The 17953-nt window shown below is 72.9% G+C and carries 11 protein-coding genes; 4 read left to right on the top strand and 7 right to left on the bottom strand.

The window, feature by feature from the left end:
- Positions 1 to 74 precede the first annotated feature (74 nt).
- From FZ988_RS17295 to FZ988_RS19220, 3 genes are all read left to right on the top strand, one after another.
- Complete coding sequence (locus tag FZ988_RS17295; RefSeq protein ID WP_149205289.1) at positions 75 to 1598, top strand: FAD-dependent oxidoreductase; 1524 nt, start codon at positions 75 to 77, stop codon at positions 1596 to 1598.
- A gap of 50 nt (positions 1599 to 1648) precedes the next feature.
- The gene (locus tag FZ988_RS17300; RefSeq protein ID WP_246169598.1) at positions 1649 to 2242 is read left to right on the top strand and encodes an NYN domain-containing protein; all 594 of its coding nucleotides are present in this window, start codon (positions 1649 to 1651) and stop codon (positions 2240 to 2242) included.
- A 331-nt stretch (positions 2243 to 2573) separates the two neighbouring features.
- Positions 2574 to 3242 carry a DUF6328 family protein gene (locus FZ988_RS19220; protein WP_188079164.1) on the top strand — a complete coding sequence of 223 codons (669 nt, stop codon included), beginning with the start codon at positions 2574 to 2576 and terminating at the stop codon, positions 3240 to 3242.
- A gap of 36 nt (positions 3243 to 3278) precedes the next feature.
- Here FZ988_RS19220 and FZ988_RS17310 read toward each other — a convergent pair whose 3' ends face one another.
- Complete coding sequence (locus FZ988_RS17310; protein ID WP_149205290.1) at positions 3279 to 5147, bottom strand: phosphoenolpyruvate carboxykinase (GTP); 1869 nt, start codon at positions 5145 to 5147, stop codon at positions 3279 to 3281.
- A 130-nt stretch (positions 5148 to 5277) separates the two neighbouring features.
- On the opposite strand from FZ988_RS17310, the gene FZ988_RS17315 reads away from it, so the two are divergent.
- On the top strand, positions 5278 to 6828 hold the full coding sequence (locus tag FZ988_RS17315) for a helix-turn-helix transcriptional regulator (protein WP_149205291.1): 1551 nt from the start codon (positions 5278 to 5280) through the stop codon (positions 6826 to 6828).
- Between the two features lie 4 nt (positions 6829 to 6832).
- Here the strand turns inward: FZ988_RS17315 and FZ988_RS17320 are convergent, their stop codons facing one another.
- The 6 genes from FZ988_RS17320 to FZ988_RS17345 all read right to left on the bottom strand — a co-directional run bounded on the left by FZ988_RS17320 (position 6833) and on the right by FZ988_RS17345 (position 17941).
- Positions 6833 to 7699, bottom strand: coding sequence for a VOC family protein (locus FZ988_RS17320; protein ID WP_149205338.1), 867 nt, complete (start codon positions 7697 to 7699; stop codon positions 6833 to 6835).
- 181 nt (positions 7700 to 7880) lie between these two features.
- Positions 7881 to 10736, bottom strand: coding sequence for an EAL domain-containing protein (locus FZ988_RS17325; RefSeq protein WP_188079165.1), 2856 nt, complete (start codon positions 10734 to 10736; stop codon positions 7881 to 7883).
- Positions 10737 to 10859: 123 nt separating this feature from the next.
- On the bottom strand, positions 10860 to 11621 hold the full coding sequence (gene narI / locus FZ988_RS17330) for a respiratory nitrate reductase subunit gamma (protein ID WP_149205292.1): 762 nt from the start codon (positions 11619 to 11621) through the stop codon (positions 10860 to 10862).
- Positions 11618 to 12349: a nitrate reductase molybdenum cofactor assembly chaperone gene (gene narJ / locus FZ988_RS17335; RefSeq protein WP_223145178.1), complete on the bottom strand. Its 732-nt coding sequence runs from the start codon at positions 12347 to 12349 to the stop codon at positions 11618 to 11620. Before narJ ends, narI begins: the two co-directional genes overlap by 4 nt.
- Positions 12346 to 14127: a nitrate reductase subunit beta gene (gene narH / locus FZ988_RS17340; protein WP_149205293.1), complete on the bottom strand. Its 1782-nt coding sequence runs from the start codon at positions 14125 to 14127 to the stop codon at positions 12346 to 12348. The genes narJ and narH overlap by 4 nt, the downstream gene beginning before the upstream one ends.
- Positions 14128 to 14155: 28 nt before the next feature.
- Positions 14156 to 17941 (bottom strand): nitrate reductase subunit alpha, encoded by a 3786-nt coding sequence (locus tag FZ988_RS17345; RefSeq protein ID WP_149205294.1) that lies wholly within the window; start codon positions 17939 to 17941, stop codon positions 14156 to 14158.
- Positions 17942 to 17953 lie beyond the last annotated feature (12 nt).

The raw sequence follows: 17953 nt of genomic DNA on the forward strand, positions 1-17953 counted from the left end.
GACCTCGGGCCGGGGCCCGGCCCGCGATCCCGGTTCAGGATGCGCCGGGCCGGGGGCCGGGCAACGCTGGGGGCATGACGACCGGACGCACCGACCACCCGCTGTGGCGTGACACCCCGCGCACGGCACCCACGCCGCAGCTCGTCCCGTTGAGCGGCGACGTGACGTGCGACGTCGCGGTCGTCGGCGCGGGACTGGTCGGGCTCACGACCGCCCTCGAGCTCGCGCGTGCGGGCAGGTCCGTCGTGGTGCTCGAGGCCCGCCACGTGGGCGCGGGCACCACGGGGGGCTCGAGCGCGAAGGTGACCCTCCAGCAGGGCACGCACCTGTCCTCGCTCGCCGCGCGGCACGAGCCCGCGACCGTCCGCCTGTACGTCCAGGCGTGCGCGACGGGCCAGCAGTACGTGCGAGACCTGTGCGAGGCGACGGGCGCGACGCACGACGTGCTCGCAGCCGTCACGTACGCGACGTCGCCGTCCGGGCGCGCCGCGCTCGCGGACGAGGCGGGCGTGATGGCCGCCGCCGGCATCCCCGGGGAGCTCCTGAGCTCCGCCGACCTGCCCTTCGGCACCACGGGGGCCCTGCGGCTGGCCGACCAGCTCCAGGTCGACCCGCAGGCCTACCTCGAGGTGCTCGTCGCGCAGGCGCTCGCGGCCGGCGCGCGCGTGCACGTCGGGACCCGGGTCGACCGCGTCGGCACGGGGACGCCGCGCGAGCTCACGTGCTCGACCGCCCAGGGGCGCGCCCGCGTGCGCGCCGGCCACGTCGTCGTGGCGACCGGGAGCCCCGTCCTCGACCGCGGCGGCTTCTTCGCACGGCTCGAGCCCCAGCGGTCGTACTGCATCGCGGTCCGGGTGCCGGGCGAACGGCCCGCCGGGATGTACCTCTCGGCCGACTCGCCGACCCGGTCGATCCGCCCGGCCGGCGAGGACCGCGTCGTCGTGGGCGGCAACGGGCACCCGGTCGGCCGCGCGCAGGACAACGCCGCACGCGTCGCCGACCTCGAGCGTTGGGCGGCCGAGCACCTCGGCGCGACAGAGGTGACGCACCGCTGGGCCGCCCAGGACTACCGCACGACGGACGGCCTGCCCTTCGTCGGCCGCCTGGAGCCGTGGTCGCACGACCTCTGGGTCGCGACCGGCTTCGCCAAGTGGGGCATGACGGCGGGGACGGCGGCCGCGCTCGCGCTCGCGGGCGCGCTCACCGAGCGGCCCGCCGCGTGGGCCGCGAGCTGGGACCCGTGGCGCGGGGACGCCGCGACGCAGGTGCCTGACACGGCGACCTTCAACGCGCATGTCGTGCAGGAGGGTGCGACCGGGTGGTTCGGGGCCCTGCGGGACGTCGCACCGGACCCGGCGCAGGTCCCCGAGGGCGGCGGCGTCGTGGGCCGGGCCGGGCTGCGGCCCGTCGGGGTCTCACGCGTCGACGGCACCGTGCGCACCGTCAGCGCCGTCTGCCCGCACCTCGGGGGCGTGCTGAGGTGGAACGACGCGGAGATGTCCTGGGACTGCCCCTTGCACGGCTCACGCTTCGCGGCGGACGGTGCGCGGCTCGAGGGGCCTGCACGGTGCGGCCTCGCGCGCCTCGACACGCGCTGACCCGCGGCGCGTCGTCCTGCCCGGCCGGGACCGCGCCGTAGGCTGCGACGGTGACCACCGCCGAGGCCGCCGAGCCGACCATCGCGCGCCGCACGACCTACGTCCTGGTCGACGGCGAGAACATCGACGCGACGCTGGGCGGCTCGATTCTCGGCGCACGACCCGCGCCCGAGGAGCGTCCCCGCTGGGAGCGGGTCCTCGACTTCGCGAGGTCCGTGTGGGGGGCCGACGACGTCAAGGGCCTCTTCTTCCTCAACGCCTCGAACGGCACGATGCCCATGGGGTTCGTGCAGGCGCTCATGGCGATCGGGTTCCAGCCGATCCCCCTGGCTGGCTCGGTCCACGAGAAGGTCGTCGACATCGGCATCCAGCGCACGCTCGACGCGCTCGCGGACCGCAGCGGTGACGTCCTGCTCGCGAGCCACGACGGGGACTTCGCCCCGCACCTCGCGGCGCTCCTGGGGCCCGGCCGGCAGGTCGGCATGCTGGCCTTCAAAGAGTTCACGAGCACCGCGCTCCAGCAGCTCACCGAGGGCGGGCTCCAGATCTTCGACCTCGAGTCGGACGTCGCGGCGTTCAACGTGCGGCTGCCGCGCCTGCGGATCATCTCCCTGGACGAGTTCGACCCGACGCGTTACCTCTGAACCGCCTCCTGCTGCGCGGTCTTCTCGGCATGTGTCCCGCCCGTGGCCGCAGAGCGGGCCACGCCGCTCTCGCTGTGTGAGACGAACCGTTCCTGTCATGGGTGAACGGTCATCGCCGTGATCCCGGGTACGACGGATTTCGTCGTTGGGGGTGCGCAATGGTCACGCCGAGGTTACGGTTTCACCAAGTCTTCAGCGTCGTCGCGAGAGCGCCGACCCCGGCCCCCGGGCCGGTGGTGACCGCCACACCTTGTGCGGGTGAGACGTGCACCGCTCCGCCCCCGCTCGCCGTCGGCGAGCGGGGGCGCATCATGTCCGCCACGATGTGGCCATGGACTCGGGCACTGACTCCCCCACCGACGAGCACGTCGGCAGCGACGCCGGGCGGCGCGGCGCCGGTCACCGCAGCTTCGCCGAGCCCGGACCTGACGGACGCCGCGAGACGCCCGTCGAGAGGCTGGACCGCAACTGGAACGAGATCCTCCAGGAGCTGCGCGTCACCCAGACGGGCATCCAGATCCTCACCGGCTTCCTCCTGACCGTCCCCTTCCAGCAGCGGTTCACCGAGCTCACGGACGAGCAGCGCACCATCTACCTGGTGCTCGTCGTCCTCGCGGCGGTGACCACGGGGCTCATGGTCGCGCCGGTGAGCCTGCACCGGTGGCTGTTCCGGCGCCACGCGAAGTCCGCGCTCGTCGCGGGCGCGGACCGGTTCATGCGCGTCGGGCTCGTGTTCCTCTCGCTCGTCGTGAGCGGGGTCGTCCTGCTCGTGTTCGACGTCGTGATCGGGCGCACCGCGGCGCTCGCGACCTCCGGAGGACTCCTGACGTTCCTGGTGCTGACCTGGTTCGTCCTGCCCGTGTCTCTCTCGCAGCACGCCACGCGCCGCGAGCAGATCGAGGCCGAGCGCGCGATGGAGGCGCACCAGGCCGAGCGCGCGATGGAGGCGCACGAGGCCGACGCGCGGAGCACCGACGACGGGCACCCGGGCGGTCGCTGAGGACCGACCGCACCGGGCGCCCGTCGCGCGCCGTCGTCAGTCCTGCGCCGCCCGGCTCTCCTCGAGCGCGGCCCGCACGGCGTCGAGCTGTGCGGTCATCTCGGGCGGCAGCCGGTCGCCGAAGGTCGCGAACCACTCCTGCGTCAGGTCGCACTCGGCGAGCCACGTGGCCGGGTCCACCCGCAGCAGCTCGGCGAGGTCCTGCTCGGGGAGCGCGAGGCCGTGGAGCGCGAGCGACCCGGGGGCGGGCAGCAGCCCGACGGGCGTCGTGACGGCCTGCGCGCTGCCCTCGACGCGGCGGAGCACCCACTCGAGCACGCGCGAGTTCTCGCGGAACCCCGGCCACAGGAACCGGCCGTCGGCGCCCTTGCGGAACCAGTTGACGCAGAAGACGCGTGGCGCCTGCGGGCCGAGTCGTCGCCCCATCTCGAGCCAGTGGGACCAGTAGTCGGCCATGTTGTAGCCGCAGAACGGCAGCATCGCGAACGGGTCCCGGCGCAGGTCACCGACCGTGCCCTCGGCGGCTGCGGTCTGCTCCGAGGACACGGTCGCGCCGAGGAACACGCCGTGCGTCCAGTCCTTGGCCTCCGTCACGAGCGGCACGTTCGTGGCGCGACGTCCGCCGAAGAGGATCGCGTCGATCGGCACGCCCTCGGGGTCCTGCCAGCTGTCGGCGATCGTCGGGCAGTGGTGCGCGGAGACCGTGAAGCGGGAGTTGGGGTGCGCCGCGGGCCGCCCGCTGCCGGGCGTCCAGTCGTTCCCCTGCCAGTCGGTCAGGTGCTCGGGGACCGCGTCGGTGAGCCCCTCCCACCACACGTCCCCGTCGTCGGTGAGCGCGACGTTCGTGAAGATGGTGTCGCTCGCGACCATGCGCACGGCCGTGGGGTTGGTGGACTCGCCCGTGCCCGGCGCGACGCCGAAGAACCCGGCCTCCGCGTTGATGGCCCGCAGCCGGCCGTCGGAGCCCGGTGCCATCCAGGCGATGTCGTCGCCCAGGGTCTCGGCACGCCACCCCGGCAGCGTGGGGTCGAGCATCGCGAGGTTCGTCTTCCCGCACGCCGACGGGAAGGCGGCGACGACGTGGAACACGCGCTGCTCGGGCGACGTGAGCCGCAGGATGAGCATGTGCTCGGCGAGCCACCCCTCGTCGCGCGCCATGACGGAGGCGATGCGCAGGGCGAAGCACTTCTTCCCCAGCAGTGCGTTGCCCCCGTAGCCCGAGCCGTACGACCAGATCTCACGGCTCTCCGGGAAGTGGACGATGTACTTGGTCTCGCTGCACGGCCAGGCGACGTCCTCGACGCGACGGCCGGCGTCGTCGACCAGCGGCATGCCGACGCTGTGCAGGGCGGGGACGAACGCGCCGTCGGTGCCCAGGTGCTCGAGCACCGCCGTGCCCACGCGCGTCATGATGTGCATGCTCACGACGACGTAGGGCGAGTCCGTGAGCTCGACGCCGTACTGCGCGAGCGGCGAGCCGACCGGGCCCATGGCGAACGGCACCACGTACATGGTCCGCCCGCGCATCGACCCGGCGAACACCTCGCGGAGCTCGGCCCGCATCGCGCGGGGCTCGCGCCAGTTGTTCGTGGGGCCCGCGTCGGCCTCGTCCTCGGAGCAGATGAAGGTGCGGCTCTCGACGCGCGCGACGTCGTCGGGCGTGGAACGGGCGAGGAAGCTGCGCGGTCGACGCTGCGGGTCGAGCCGCACGAAGGTCCCCTGGTCCACGAGGAGGTCGCACAGCGCGTCGTACTCGCTCCGCGAGCCGTCACACCACACGATCGCGTCGGGCTGCGTGAGTGCGGCCATCTGCCGGACCCACCCGAGCAGCCCCGCGTGCCGCGTGGGCGGCGCGCCGGCCGGTCCGGCGGTCGCGGTGAGCACGTGCTCCTGGAGGTCGGTCATCGTGGCCCTCTCTCTGTCGACCACGTCGAGCCGTGGTCCCCGGTGGTGTTTCCAACCTCCCGCGGAACGTGCGCCGCTTCAACCACTAGGGGCTGGCAAGAATCGCCGATCTTTCGCTACCGTCATGCCCATGGCAGCCACCCAGCCCCCCGTCGCGCCCGGGCACCCGGGGCACGCGGGGCGCCCGGACACCCGCTCCCGTCATGCCGTCATCGCGCTGCCCGACGCCGCGGAGCCGACGCCCGCGCTCGGGGAGGACCTCCTGACGCTCGGCCGGCGCATCCGGCACTTCCGCACGGCCAGGTCCCTGACGCTCGACCAGCTCGGCGCGCAGGTGGGGGTCACCTCGAGCCAGCTCTCCCTGATCGAGAACGGGCACCGCGAGCCACGCATCTCGCTGCTCCAGACCATCGCCACGGCGCTCGGCGTCGGCGTGCCCGACCTCCTCACGGCCGAGCCGCCGTCGCGACGCGCGGCCCTCGAGATCGCGCTCGAGCGCGCGCAGCGCTCCCCCGTGTACGCGTCGCTCGGCCTGCCGACGGTGCGCGCGAGCCGCACGCTGCCGACCGAGGCCCTGGAAGCGCTCGTCGGGCTGCACACCGAGCTCGCGCGCCGCACCGACGCGGCGATCGCGACGCCCGAGGAGGCCCGGCGCGCGACGACCGCCCTGCGGCGGTGGATGCGCGAGCGCGACAACTACCTGCCCGAGATCGAGGCGGCAGCGGAGCAGACGCTGCGCACGGGCGGCTACACGTCGGGCGCCCTCACGCACCGCAGCGTCGCGCGCATGGCCGAGCACCTGGGCTTCACGCTCATCCACGTCGAGGACCTGCCGCACTCGACGCGGACCGTCACCGACCTCGCGAACGGGCGCATCTACCTGCCGCCGGCCTCGATCCCGGGCGGGCACGGCCTGCGCTCGCTCGCCCTCCAGGCGATCGCCCACCGCGTGCTCGGTCACGAGCGCCCCCGCAGCTACGCGGACTTCCTGCGCCAGCGGATCGAGATCAACTACTTCGCTGCGGCCTGCCTGCTCCCCCGGTCGACGGCCGTCACGTTCCTCAGCGACGCGAAGAAGAGCCGTGACCTCGCGGTCGAGGACTTCCGCGACGCGTTCGGCGTGACGCACGAGACGGCCGCGCAGCGCATGACGAACCTGCTCACCGAGCACCTCGGCATCCGCCTGCACTTCCTCCGTGTCGGTGACGACGGCGCCCTGTACAAGGGCTACGAGAACGACGGCATCGCGTTCCCGGCGGACGGCACGGGCGCGATCGAGGGCCAGCTCGTGTGCCGGCAGTGGCCGGCACGCCAGGCCTTCATGCGGCGCGACCGCACGACCGAGTACCACCAGTACACGGACACGCCGGCGGGGACGTTCTGGGACTCGACCCAGACCGGGACGTCGTCGGGCGGCGGCTTCTCGATCAGCGTGGGCGTGCCCTTCGCGTCGGCCAAGTGGTTCCGGGGCCGGGAGACGCAGATGCGCACGCGCTCGGCGTGCCCGGACCCGTCATGCTGCCGCGCGCCCGACACGTCGCTGACGGAGCGCTGGGAGCCCAACGCGTGGCCGAGCGCCGCCGTGCACGCGCACGTCCTCGCGCCGCTGCCCAGCGGGACGTTCCCGGGCGTCGACGAGGCCGAGGTGTACGCGTTCCTCGACAAGCACGCGGGTCCCTGAGCCGTCAGGGTGCCTGCGCCGCGACGGTCGCCGTGACAGCCGCCGCGGCGCCCGCGCGGGCACGGACGACGTTGCCCCACGGGTCCTCGAACGCGACCGAGGCGCCGTCGTCGCGCACCGCGACGGCGCGTGCACCCAGGCGTTCGACGAGGCGGCCCAGGTCGTCGCCCGTCGGGAGCTCGACGCTCAGCTCGCCGAGGCCGAGCGTCACCGCCCGGCGCGCCGCGCGAGCGCTCCGCCACGTGTTGACCGCCACGTGGTGGTGGTACCCGCCGGCGGAGACGAACAGGGCGCTGGGCATCTCGAACGTGGGCGTGAGGCCGACGGCGTCCACGTAGAACTGCCGGGCGGTCGGGATGTCACCGACCTGGAGGTGGACGTGCCCGACGACGGCGTCCGCGTCCGCGGGGGCGTCGGCCGCCTCGGGCGTGAGGTGGGTGCGGATGAACGCCTGCGGGTCGAGCGGCAGGGTCGCCATCCGGACCTGCGCGCCGTCCCACTGCCATGCCGAGCGCGGGCGGTCGACGTACAGCTCGACGCCGTTCCCCTCGGGGTCCGTCAGGTAGAACGCGAGGCTGACCAGGTGGTCGGCGCTGCCCGTGTAGCCGCCTCCCCCGTGCCGTGCGACGGAGGCGAGCGCTCCCGCGAGCGCGGCGGGGCTCTCGAAGAGGATCGCCGTGTGGAACAGGCCCGCGGCGTCGGGGCTCGTGGCGGCGAGGTCGGGGCCGTGCCGCAGGACCACGAGGGGCGTCGACCCGCGGCCGAGCGTCACGACGGGGCCCTGGGCGGCAAGGACGCGCAGCGTGATGACGTCGCGGTACCAGGCCGTCATCGCGTCGAGGTCGGCGACGTGGAGGGTCACAGGGCCCATGGCGATGTCCGGCGCGAGCAGGTCGGCCGGACGGCGTTCGGTCGACAGCACCGACGGCGCCGACGGCACGGCCGGGGCGGACGGAAGGGACGACGTGGGCAGGGCGGCTGGCATCGGGGCTCCTCAATTGTTGACGCTTCAACCACTGTAGCGCCGTCGAGCCCCGTTCCATTCCCTCTGATCAGCCGCGCAGCTCCGCGAGCCGCTCCGTGGCGGCCATGTCGAGCGCGGGCCGCGGCCGGCCCAGGAGGTAGCCCTGGACCATCTCGCACCCGAGCTCCTCGAGCAGCGCGAGCTGCTCGGGCTCCTCGACACCCTCCGCGATGACCTCGATGCCCAGCTCGCGCGCGAGCGCCATGACACCACGCACCACGGCGACCGACGCGCCGTCGCCCGGCAGGTGCATGATGAAGCTCCGGTCGATCTTGATCTGGTCCACCGGCAACGACTGGAGCCAGGTCAGCGTCGAGTAGCCGGTCCCGAAGTCGTCGAGCGAGATCCGGATGCCGAGGCGGCGCAGCTCCACCAGCCGCTCGATGACGCCCGGCAGGTCCACGAGCGAGCGGCTCTCGACCACCTCGAGGTGCAGCCGCTCCGCCGCGAGGCCGTTGTCCTTGAGCGCGGCGCGCACTGTCGGCAGCAGACGCTCGTCAAGCAGGGTCGCGCTCGCCAGGTTCACCGCGACGCGCAGCGGGCTGTTCTCCCCGTCGGGCCAGCTCGCCATCGCCGAGCACGCCGCCGTGATGGCCCACAGGTCGAGCCCGGTGACCAGGCCCGACTCCTCGGCGAGCGGCAGGAACGCGGCCGGCGCGAGCAGTCCCAGCCGCGGGTGGGCCCAGCGCAGCAGCGCCTCGGCGCCGACGACGCCCGAGCGTCCGCTCGCCGGTGCGGACACGTCGACGACCGGCTGGTAGAAGAGCCTGAGCTGGCCGGACTGCGCTGCGCGCCCCAGCTCCGCCTCGAGCGAGGGAACCACGAGCCTGCCCGCGACCTCGCCCGCCACCGCGACCTGGTCGCGGCCGCGCTCCTTGGCCTCGTACATCGCGGCGTCCGCCGCCGCGAGCATGCGCGCGCCGCGGCCGTCCGGCCCGTGGTGGACGGCGACGCCGACGCTCACCGTGATCCGCACGTCCGTGCCGTCGATGCGGAACGGCTGGTCGAGCGCCTCCACCAGGCGCATCGCGACCGCGACCGCAGCCTGCTCGTCCACATCGGTCACGCGCACGGCGAACTCGTCGCCGCCCAGCCGGCCGATCGCGTCCTGCGGGCGCAGCTCGGTCCGCAGGCGGGCCGCGGCCTGGCGCAGCAGCTCGTCCCCCGCCGCGTGACCCAGCCGGTCGTTGACGGTCTTGAACCGGTCGAGGTCGCAGAACAGGATCGCGGTGCCCGCGTCAGGGCCCGCGGCACGCAGCGCGTCGTCGAGCTCCTGGGTGAACAGCACGCGGTTCGGCAGCCCCGTGAGCGCGTCGTGCATCGACTGGTGACGCACGGTCGCGAGCAGGCGCGCGTTCTGGAGCGCGATGCTCCCGTGGTCGGCGACGCCCGTGATCCGCACGACAGCCTGGTCCCGGGCCACGGGATCGACCTGGTGCTCCCAGCTCGCCGTGACGACGCCCATGAAGGTCTCGCCCGCCACGAGCGGGACGGCGATGACGCTCACCGAGCCCGTCGCCGCGAACAGCGTCTCGAGCTCCGGGCTCACGGCGCCTTGCTCGAGGATCGCGGGGTCCCGACGCGCGAGCATCGCCGCGACCTCCGGCGCGCCGTCGGGCCTCAGGTCCGTGGCCATGAGCGCCGCCACGTGCGACTCGCCCATCCCCACGGTCGCCCGTGTCCGCAGGACGCCGCGCGCCGGGTCCCAGAGCATGACGGTCGCCCGCGTGCACCCGACGATGCCGGGGACCGCTGCGACGAGCACGTCGGCGACGGCGTCGGCCTCCGAGACGGTGGCCAGGCCGTGCGCCAGGTCGAGCAGGGCTGCCGCACGGCTCGCCTCACGCCTGCTGACGTCGAGCGCCGAGAGCACGTCGAGGGCGGCCGCCACGTGCCGGGCGTACGCCTCGACGAGCCCGCGGTCTGCCTCCATGCCCTCGTGCGGCGCCGTGTGGAGCACCGCGAACCTGCCGTGCCGCCCCCTGCTTGAGGCGACGTCCGCGACGACCGCCGCGGGGCCCAGGTCCTCGCCGCGCCCCAGGCGCCCCGCGAGCTCCCGGACCGTGCCGGGCGAGAGGCCGGCGCTGAGCACGAGAGGCTCGGCGCCCTCGCGGCCCTCGACGACGAGCAGGTGGCCAGGCGCCAGGAGCGTCGCCGACGCGCGGTCCACGAGCCGCTGCAGCACCGTCACCGCGTCGTCGCTGCTGACCAGGTCCGACGCCGCGAGCGTGAGCTCCTCGAGCTGTCCGCGCAGGGCGTGCGCCTCCGCCTGTGTGCCGTGCTCGTCCGGCCGCCGCAGCCAGCGGGCGCGCGGCCGCGCCCAGCTCACGTCGTACACGCACGCGGACGACCCGTCGGCCTGGCACTCCGCGTGCTCGACCTGGGCGGGCGGCAGGCCGAAGACCGCGGGGATCCCCGTGAGCAGGCCCTGCGTGAAGTCGCAGTCGTGGGGTGAGTGCTCCACACCCTCGTGGTGGCGGTAGCGCAGGCGTGCCGAGGTGGCCGTGTGCTCGAGGAGCTCGAGGGTGGCGCCCGCGGTGTACGTGGCGACCGCGCGGGGCATCTGCTGCATGACACGGCGCGGCGAGCCGGCGGCCCGCATCAGGCGGACGACCGGGTGGTGGCCGCCCTGCGCGAGCGCGCTCGCCCCGACCCGGTACATCGTGCGTGGGTCACCCATGACCTCGGTCGCGGCCTCGAACAGCCGGATCACCGTCCGGTGGTCCACGCGGCTGGTCGTCCGCTCGAGCTCGTGGGCCGAGAGGTCGACCTGCGCGAGCGCGAGCGTGCGAGCGACGGCCCGCTCACCACCCTCGGCGCGCAGGTAGCGCACGAGGAGGCCGGTCGTCACGCCTGAGGTCTCGCGCGCTTCGCTCGTCATCATGGTCCTCGACCTGTCATCGGCACATCGGGACCGGACTCAAGCCTGCGCACCCCACCGCGTGCAGACCATGAGCGGTTTCACCCGGTCGTCACCCGGTCGCGAACCCGTCGGACCGCCGGACGTTCACCGGTCCGCCGGCTCGCGGCGCCGTTCGACCCGCTCCCAGCCGGGCCGGCCCGCCCGTGCCCCGAGCCGGTCGGAGCGCGAGCGGTACACGACGTACGGGCGCCACAGGTAGCCCACGGGTGCGCTGAACACGTGGACGAGCCGTGTGAACGGCCAGAGCGCGAAGAGGAAGAACGCCGCGAGGCCGTGCAGCTGGAAGCCGAGGGGCGCCGCCGCCATGAGCTCCGGGTGGAGCGAGAAGCGGAAGATGCCGCGGAACCACACCGAGACCCCGTCGCGGTAGTCGTAGTGGCCGCCCAGGTTGAGGATCGAGCCCGCGACGGTGTTCCACATGCCCAGGGCGATGACCACGGCGAGCACGAGGTACATGACCTTGTCCATGCGCGTCGTGGCGCTGAAGACCGGGCCCACCGTGCGCCGGCGGTAGATGAGGAGCGCCATCCCGACGACGGTGCACACGCCCGCGACCGCCCCGATCGACACGGCGAGGAAGTGGTAGATCTCCTCGGTCATGCCCACGGCCTCGGTCCACGCCTTGGGGATGCCGAGGCCCATCACGTGCCCCAGGAACACGGCGAGGATGCCGAAGTGGAAGAGCGGGCTCGCCCACCGCAGCAGCCGGCTCTCGTAGAGCTGCGAGGACCGCGTGGTCCAGCCGAACTTGTCGTAGCGGTAGCGCCACACGTGGCCGAGCGCGAAGACCGCGAGGCACACGTAGGGGACGACGACCCAGAGGATGGTGGCGAGCGTGGTGGTCATCGGCGGGCTCCCTCGAGGGCCGCGGGCTCGCCCGCGACGGGCATGTACGACGGCGGGGCGAAGGGCTCGAGCCCCACGTCCTCCCCGGGCGGCCCCTCGGCGGCGAGCCGCGCGACGGCCGCACGGTCCTCGCCCTCGAGCGGCGGAAGGGTCGCGCTGACGGCGACCAGGACGCCCGCGTAGGGCGAGCCGGCGTCGAGCAGCGCCAGCCTGAGGATCTCCAGGCCCGCGCGGTGCTCGAGCAGGAGCCGGACGCCGGCGTCCCGGTGCCGGGCGGCGCGCCCGTCACCGTCGGCCCCCGGGGCCGCGCCCGTGAGGGCCGCGAACTCGAGGACGACGCCCAGGTGGTCGGACAGCTCGTCGTCGGCGAGCTCGAAGCCCGCGGCGCGGTACGCCTGCTTCATCTCCACCAGGGCGACGCCACGCTTACGGGTGTCGCCGTAGGCGTAGTACGTCAGGTACAGCGCGTGCCGACGCTTGAGGTCGAACGTCGCGACGTACTCGGCCTCGAGCTCGGGCAGAGGCCTGCCCTCCAGGTGGTCCACGACCGGCACGAGTGCGTCGCGGAGCTGCGGGCGCACCTCGGCCAGGGCCGCACGCACCTGCGGCAGGAGCGCGACCGTCTCGGCCGTCGGGTACTCGAGCAGGAGGGCAGCGACCCGGTGCACCACGGCGTGCTCGCGCGTCGCCGCGACCCGTGCGGCCGCGAGCCTGGCCGCGCGGTTCACGGGCGCACCTGCGGGTCCGGCCCGGGCGTCGTGCCCGCACCCGTGGGACCGCCGTCGCTCCCACCCGACGGGAGCGGCCGCGTCTCGCCCGACGGCCCGGCCGGCTCCCGCAGGTTCGCCTCGTCCGGCTTCGGCGGGAAGAGCCCCGGCGGCGCGCCCTTGCCGTCCCAGTTGAGGAGGTTGACGCGCGCCTTGCGCGTCGCGGGGTCGGCGACCGTGTCGGTCGTCTGGCGCGTCTGGAGCATGTGGAAGTTCTCCACCGCGATGGGCTCGCTGAACGCCGGGCCCGAGCCCTCGCCGAACGGGCCCGAGCCGCCCATGCCCGGGCCGCCCTCGTAGTCGAGGCTGCACTCGGTCGCGAGCTCCTCGAGCCCGTGCGCCTGCTCGGCGTGCGCGCTCGGGATCACGTACCGCTCGTCGTACTTGGCGATCGCGAGCAGGCGGTACATCTCCCGCATCGTGGCCTCGTCCATGCCGACGGCGGCCGGGATCGACGGGTCGCCGTCGCGGCCCATGTTCAGGTCGCGCATGTAGGACCGCATCGCGGCGAGCTTCTTCAGGACCGCCGTGACCGGCTCCGGGTCGCCCGCCGTGAACAGCTCCGCGAGGTAGCCGACAGGGATGCGCAGCGTGTCGATGGCCGCGAACAGCGTCCTCGAGTCCTCCGCGTCCACCCCCGTCTCCGTGACGACGTCGACGACCGGGGACAGCGGCGGGATGTACCAGACCATCGGCATCGTCCGGTACTCCGGGTGCAGCGGCAGCGCCACCTCGTACTCGCTGATCAGCTTCCAGATCGGCGAGCGCTGCGCCGCCTCGACCCAGTCCCGCGGGATGCCCGCACGCTCGGCCTCACGCATCACCACGGGGTCGTGCGGGTCGAGGAACACGCTGCGCTGGGCCTCGAGGAGACGCGTCTCGTCGGGCTCGCTCGCGGCCTCCAGCACGCGGTCCGCGTCGTACAGGACCAGCCCGATGTAGCGCAGCCGCCCGACGCACGTCTCCGAGCACACGGTGGGCAGGCCCACCTCGATGCGGGGGAAGCAGAACGTGCACTTCTCGGCCTTGCCCGTGCGGTGGTTGAAGTAGACCTTCTTGTACGGGCAGCCCGTCACGCACTTGCGCCACCCACGGCACTTGTCCTGGTCGACGAGCACGATGCCGTCCTCGGCGCGCTTGTAGATCGCACCCGAGGGGCACGACGCGGCGCACGACGGGTTGAGGCAGTGCTCGCAGATGCGCGGCAGGTAGAACATGAAGGTCTGCTCGAACTCGAGCTTGACCTTCTCCTCCATCTTGACCAGCACAGGGTCCTTGGTGCCGAGGCCCGCCGACCCACCCAGGTCGTCGTCCCAGTTGGCGCTCCAGGAGACGTTCATGTCCTTGCCGCTGATGAGCGACTTGGGCCGCGCGACCGGCGTGTGCTCCTGGAGCGGCGCGTTCGTCAGGTTCTCGTAGTCGTACGTCCACGGCTCGTAGTAGTCGTTGATCGACGGCATCTTCGGGCTCGAGAACACCGTCATGAGGTTCTTCAGGCGACCGCCGGCCTTGAGCTGGAGGCGACCACGCCGGTTGAGCGTCCAGCCGCCCTCCCACCGCTCCTGGTCCTCGTACGTGCGCGGGTAGCCCTGGCCGGGCCGGGTCTCGACGTTGTTGAACCACACGTACTCGGTGCCCGTGCGGTTCGTCCACGCCTGCTTGCACGTGACCGAGCACGTGTGGCAGCCGATGCACTTGTCGAGGTTCATGACCATCGACATCTGGGCCATGACCCTCATCGCGCTTCACCTTCCGTCGTGGGTGTCATCAGTACTGGACCTCCTGCGAGCGCCGGCGGATGACCGTGACCTCGTCGCGCTGGTTGCCCGTGGGCCCCAGGTAGTTGAACGCGAAGGACAGCTGCGCGTACCCGCCGATGAGGTGGCTCGGCTTGATGAGCAGCCGCGTCAGCGAGTTGTGGATCCCACCACGACGACCCGTCGTCTCGGAGCGCGGCACGTCGATGAGCCGGTCCTGCGCGTGGTGCATGTAGACGGTGCCCTCGGGCATGCGGTGCGAGACGACGGCGCGTGCGACGACGACGCCGTTGCGGTTGACCGCCTCGATCCAGTCGTTGTCCGCGACCCCGACCTTCGCGGCGTCACGGTCGCTCATCCAGATCGTGGGGCCGCCGCGCGACAACGAGAGCATGAACAGGTTGTCCTGGTACTCCGAGTGGATCGACCACTTGTTGTGCGGCGTCAGGTAGCGCACCGTCACGCCGAGCTGCCCCGTGGTGCCGACCTCGCCCGTGTCGCCGACGGCCGACTCCCCGAAGAGCGCGGGCATGTTGAGCGGTGGCCTGAAGACCGGCAGCCCCTCGCCGATCTCCGTCATCCAGTCGTGGTCCAGGTAGAAGTGCTGGCGCCCGCTCAGCGTGTGCCAGGGCTTGAACCGCTCGACGTTGATGGTGAACGGCGAGTAGCGCCGGCCACCCGTCTCGGACCCCGACCACTCGGGCGACGTGATCACGGTGACGGGCGCCGCCTGCGTGTCCGCGAACGTCACCTGCTTGCCCTCGTGCTCGGCGGCGAGGTCGGCCAGGCGCGTGCCCGTGCGCTTCTCGAGCGTGTGGAACCCCTGCGTCGCGAGGCGCCCGTTGGTCGTGCCCGAGAGCGCCAGGATCGCCTCGCACACCTGCACGTCGCGCGCGAGCGAGGGCCTGCCGTCGGCGATCCCGCCGCGCACGGCACCGTTCTTGCGGCGCAGGTAGTCGATCTCCTTGTCGACCGTGTACGTGATCGCCTTGGTCGTGGTGCCGAGGGTGTCGAGCAGCGGGCCGAGGGCCGTCATCTTCGCGGCGACCGACGGGTAGTCGCGCTCGACGACGACGAGCTTCGGCATGGTCGACCCCGGGACGGGCTCGCACTCCCCCGCCTTCCAGTCGCGGACCCGGCCGTGCGGGGTCGCGAGCTCGTCGGGCGTGTCGTGCGTCAGTGGCACGGCGACCACGTCGTTGCGGATCCCCAGGTGCACCTCCGCGAGCTCGCTGAACCGCTTCGCGAGCGTCACGAACGCGTCGAAGTCGGTGCGCGTCTGCCAGGGCGGCGCGATCGCGGGGCTGAACGAGTTCACGAACGGGTGCATGTCCGTGGTGTTGAGGTCGTGCTTCTCGTACCAGGTCGCCGCGGGCAGCACCACGTCGGAGTAGACGGTCGTGCTCGTCATCCGGAAGTCGAGCGACAGGAGCATGTCGAGCTTCCCCGTCGGCGCCTCGTCGTGCCACACGACGTCGCGCGGCCGGTCCTGGGGCGCGCTCTCCGTCGCCCGCAGGTTGGAGTCCGTCCCGAGCAGGTGGTGCAGGAAGTACTCGTTGCCCTTCGCGGACGAGCCGAGCAGGTTCGCGCGCCAGATGGTCAGGACCCGCGGGAAGTTCTCCGGGGAGTCCGGGTCCTCGGCCGCGAACCGCAGGCGCCCGGCCTTGAGCTCGGCCGGCACGTACTGGCCGATGGGCAGCCGCGCCGCCTCGGCGTCGTCGGCGAGCTGGAGCGGGTTGCGGTCGAACGTCGGGTACGAGGGCATCCACCCCATGCGGGCGGACTGCGCGACGACGTCCGCGGTCGTCTTGCCGGCGAGCTGGCTCGGCCCCGGGCCGGGGCTCGCTGCTGCGAGCGTGTCTGCACCGAACGCGTCGTAGCGGAACTGGTCGGTGTGCAGGTACCAGTAGGCCGTCTGGATCATGTTGCGCGGCGGGCGGGACCAGTCGAGCGCGTTCGCGTAGTGCGCGTGCCCCGTGACGGGCCTGACCTTCTCCTGGCCCACGTAGTGCGCCCAGCCACCGCCGTTGACGCCCTGGCAGCCCGTCAGCGTCGTGAGGGTGAGGAACGCGCGGTAGATCACGTCGGAGTGGAACCAGTGGTTGGTCCCGGCACCCATGAGGATCATGGAACGCCCGCGGGACTCCTCGGCGTTGGCCGCGAACTCCCGGCCGATGCGCTCGGCCTTCGCCGCGGGCACACCCGTGAACTGCTCCTGCCACGCGGGCGTGCACGGCTGGCTCGCGTCGTCGTACCCCGTGGGCCACTGCCCGGGCAGGCCGTCGCGTCCCACCCCGTACTGCGCGAGCAGGAGGTCGAACACCGTGGTGACGAGATGTCCGTCGACGCGCCGCGCCGGGACGCCGCGGCGGATCGTCGCCGCCGAGCCGTCGAGGGTGTCGAACCGCGGCAGCGTGACCTCGACGTTCTCGACCGGCCCGGCCGCGGTGGCTGCGACCCCGTCCGCGTCGAGCATGCTGAGCATCGGGTCGACGTCGCCGAGCTCGAGGTTCCAGCGCCCCGCCCCCTCCTGCCCGTAGTGGAAGCCGAGCGACCCGTTGGGCACCACGGCGTCGCCCGTGCGCGCGTCCAGCAGGACCGTCTTGAACTCGGCGTTCTCCGAGGTCCGCGGGCGCGCCGGGTCGCTCGGGTCGCGCAGGTCGGACTCGGTGAGGAACTTGCCGGCCACGTAGGCGCCGTCGTGCTCGTCGAGCCGGACGAGGAAGGGCAGGTCCGTGTACGTCTTGACGTACTGCGTGAAGTACGGGACGCGGCGCTCGACGAAGAACTCCTTGAGCGTCACGTGGCCCATGGCCATCGCGAGCGCCCCGTCCGTGCCGGGCGCGGCGGCGAGCCACTCGTCGGCGAACTTCACGTTGTCCGCGTAGTCGGGCGAGACGACGACGACCTTCTGCCCGCGGTACCGCGCCTCGACCATCCAGTGCGCGTCCGGCGTCCGCGTGACTGGCACGTTCGAGCCCCACATGATCAGGTAGCCGGCGTCCCACCAGTCGCCCGACTCCGGGACGTCCGTCTGGTCGCCGAACACCTGCGGCGACGCGACCGGGAGGTCGGCGTACCAGTCGTAGAAGGAGAGCATCGTCGCGCCGAGCAGCGAGTGGTACCTGGCCCCGGCGCCGTGGGAGACCATCGACATCGCCGGGATGGGCGAGAACCCGGCGACGCGGTCCGGGCCGTACTCCTTGATCGTGTGCACCTGGGCGGCGGCGACCATCTCGATCGCCTCGTCCCAGGACGCGCGGACGAGGCCTCCCTTGCCGCGTGCCGCCTTGTACCGCCGCGCCTTGTCCGGGTCGCCCACGATGCTCGCCCAGGCAGCCACGGCGTCCCCGGTCGCGGCCTTCGCCTCGCGGTACATCTCGAGCAGGAGGCCGCGCACGTACGGGTAGCGGATCCGTGTCGGTGAGTACGTGTACCAGCTGAACGCGGCACCGCGCGGGCAGCCCCGCGGCTCGTACTCCGGCTTGTCCGGCCCGACCGACGGGTAGTCGGTCTGCTGGGACTCCCACGTGATGATGCCGTCCTTGACGTACACCTTCCACGAGCACGAGCCCGTGCAGTTGACCCCGTGCGTCGAGCGGACCACCTTGTCGTGGCTCCAGCGGTCCCGGTAGAAGGTGTCGGCGTCGCGCCCACCGATCTGGTGCAGCGTGCGCAGGTCCGTCGAGACCTCGCCGCGCCGCAGGTGGCGCCCCAGCCGGAGCAGGACGTCCGACGCCGGTCCGTCGAGGCCTGCAGCCCCGGTCCCCTCGGTCGGCACGACGGTCGGGTTCATGTGCTGCTCCTT

Source organism: Actinotalea subterranea, assembly GCF_008364845.1.
In the GTDB taxonomy this organism is placed as follows: Bacteria; Actinomycetota; Actinomycetes; order Actinomycetales; family Cellulomonadaceae; genus Actinotalea; species Actinotalea subterranea.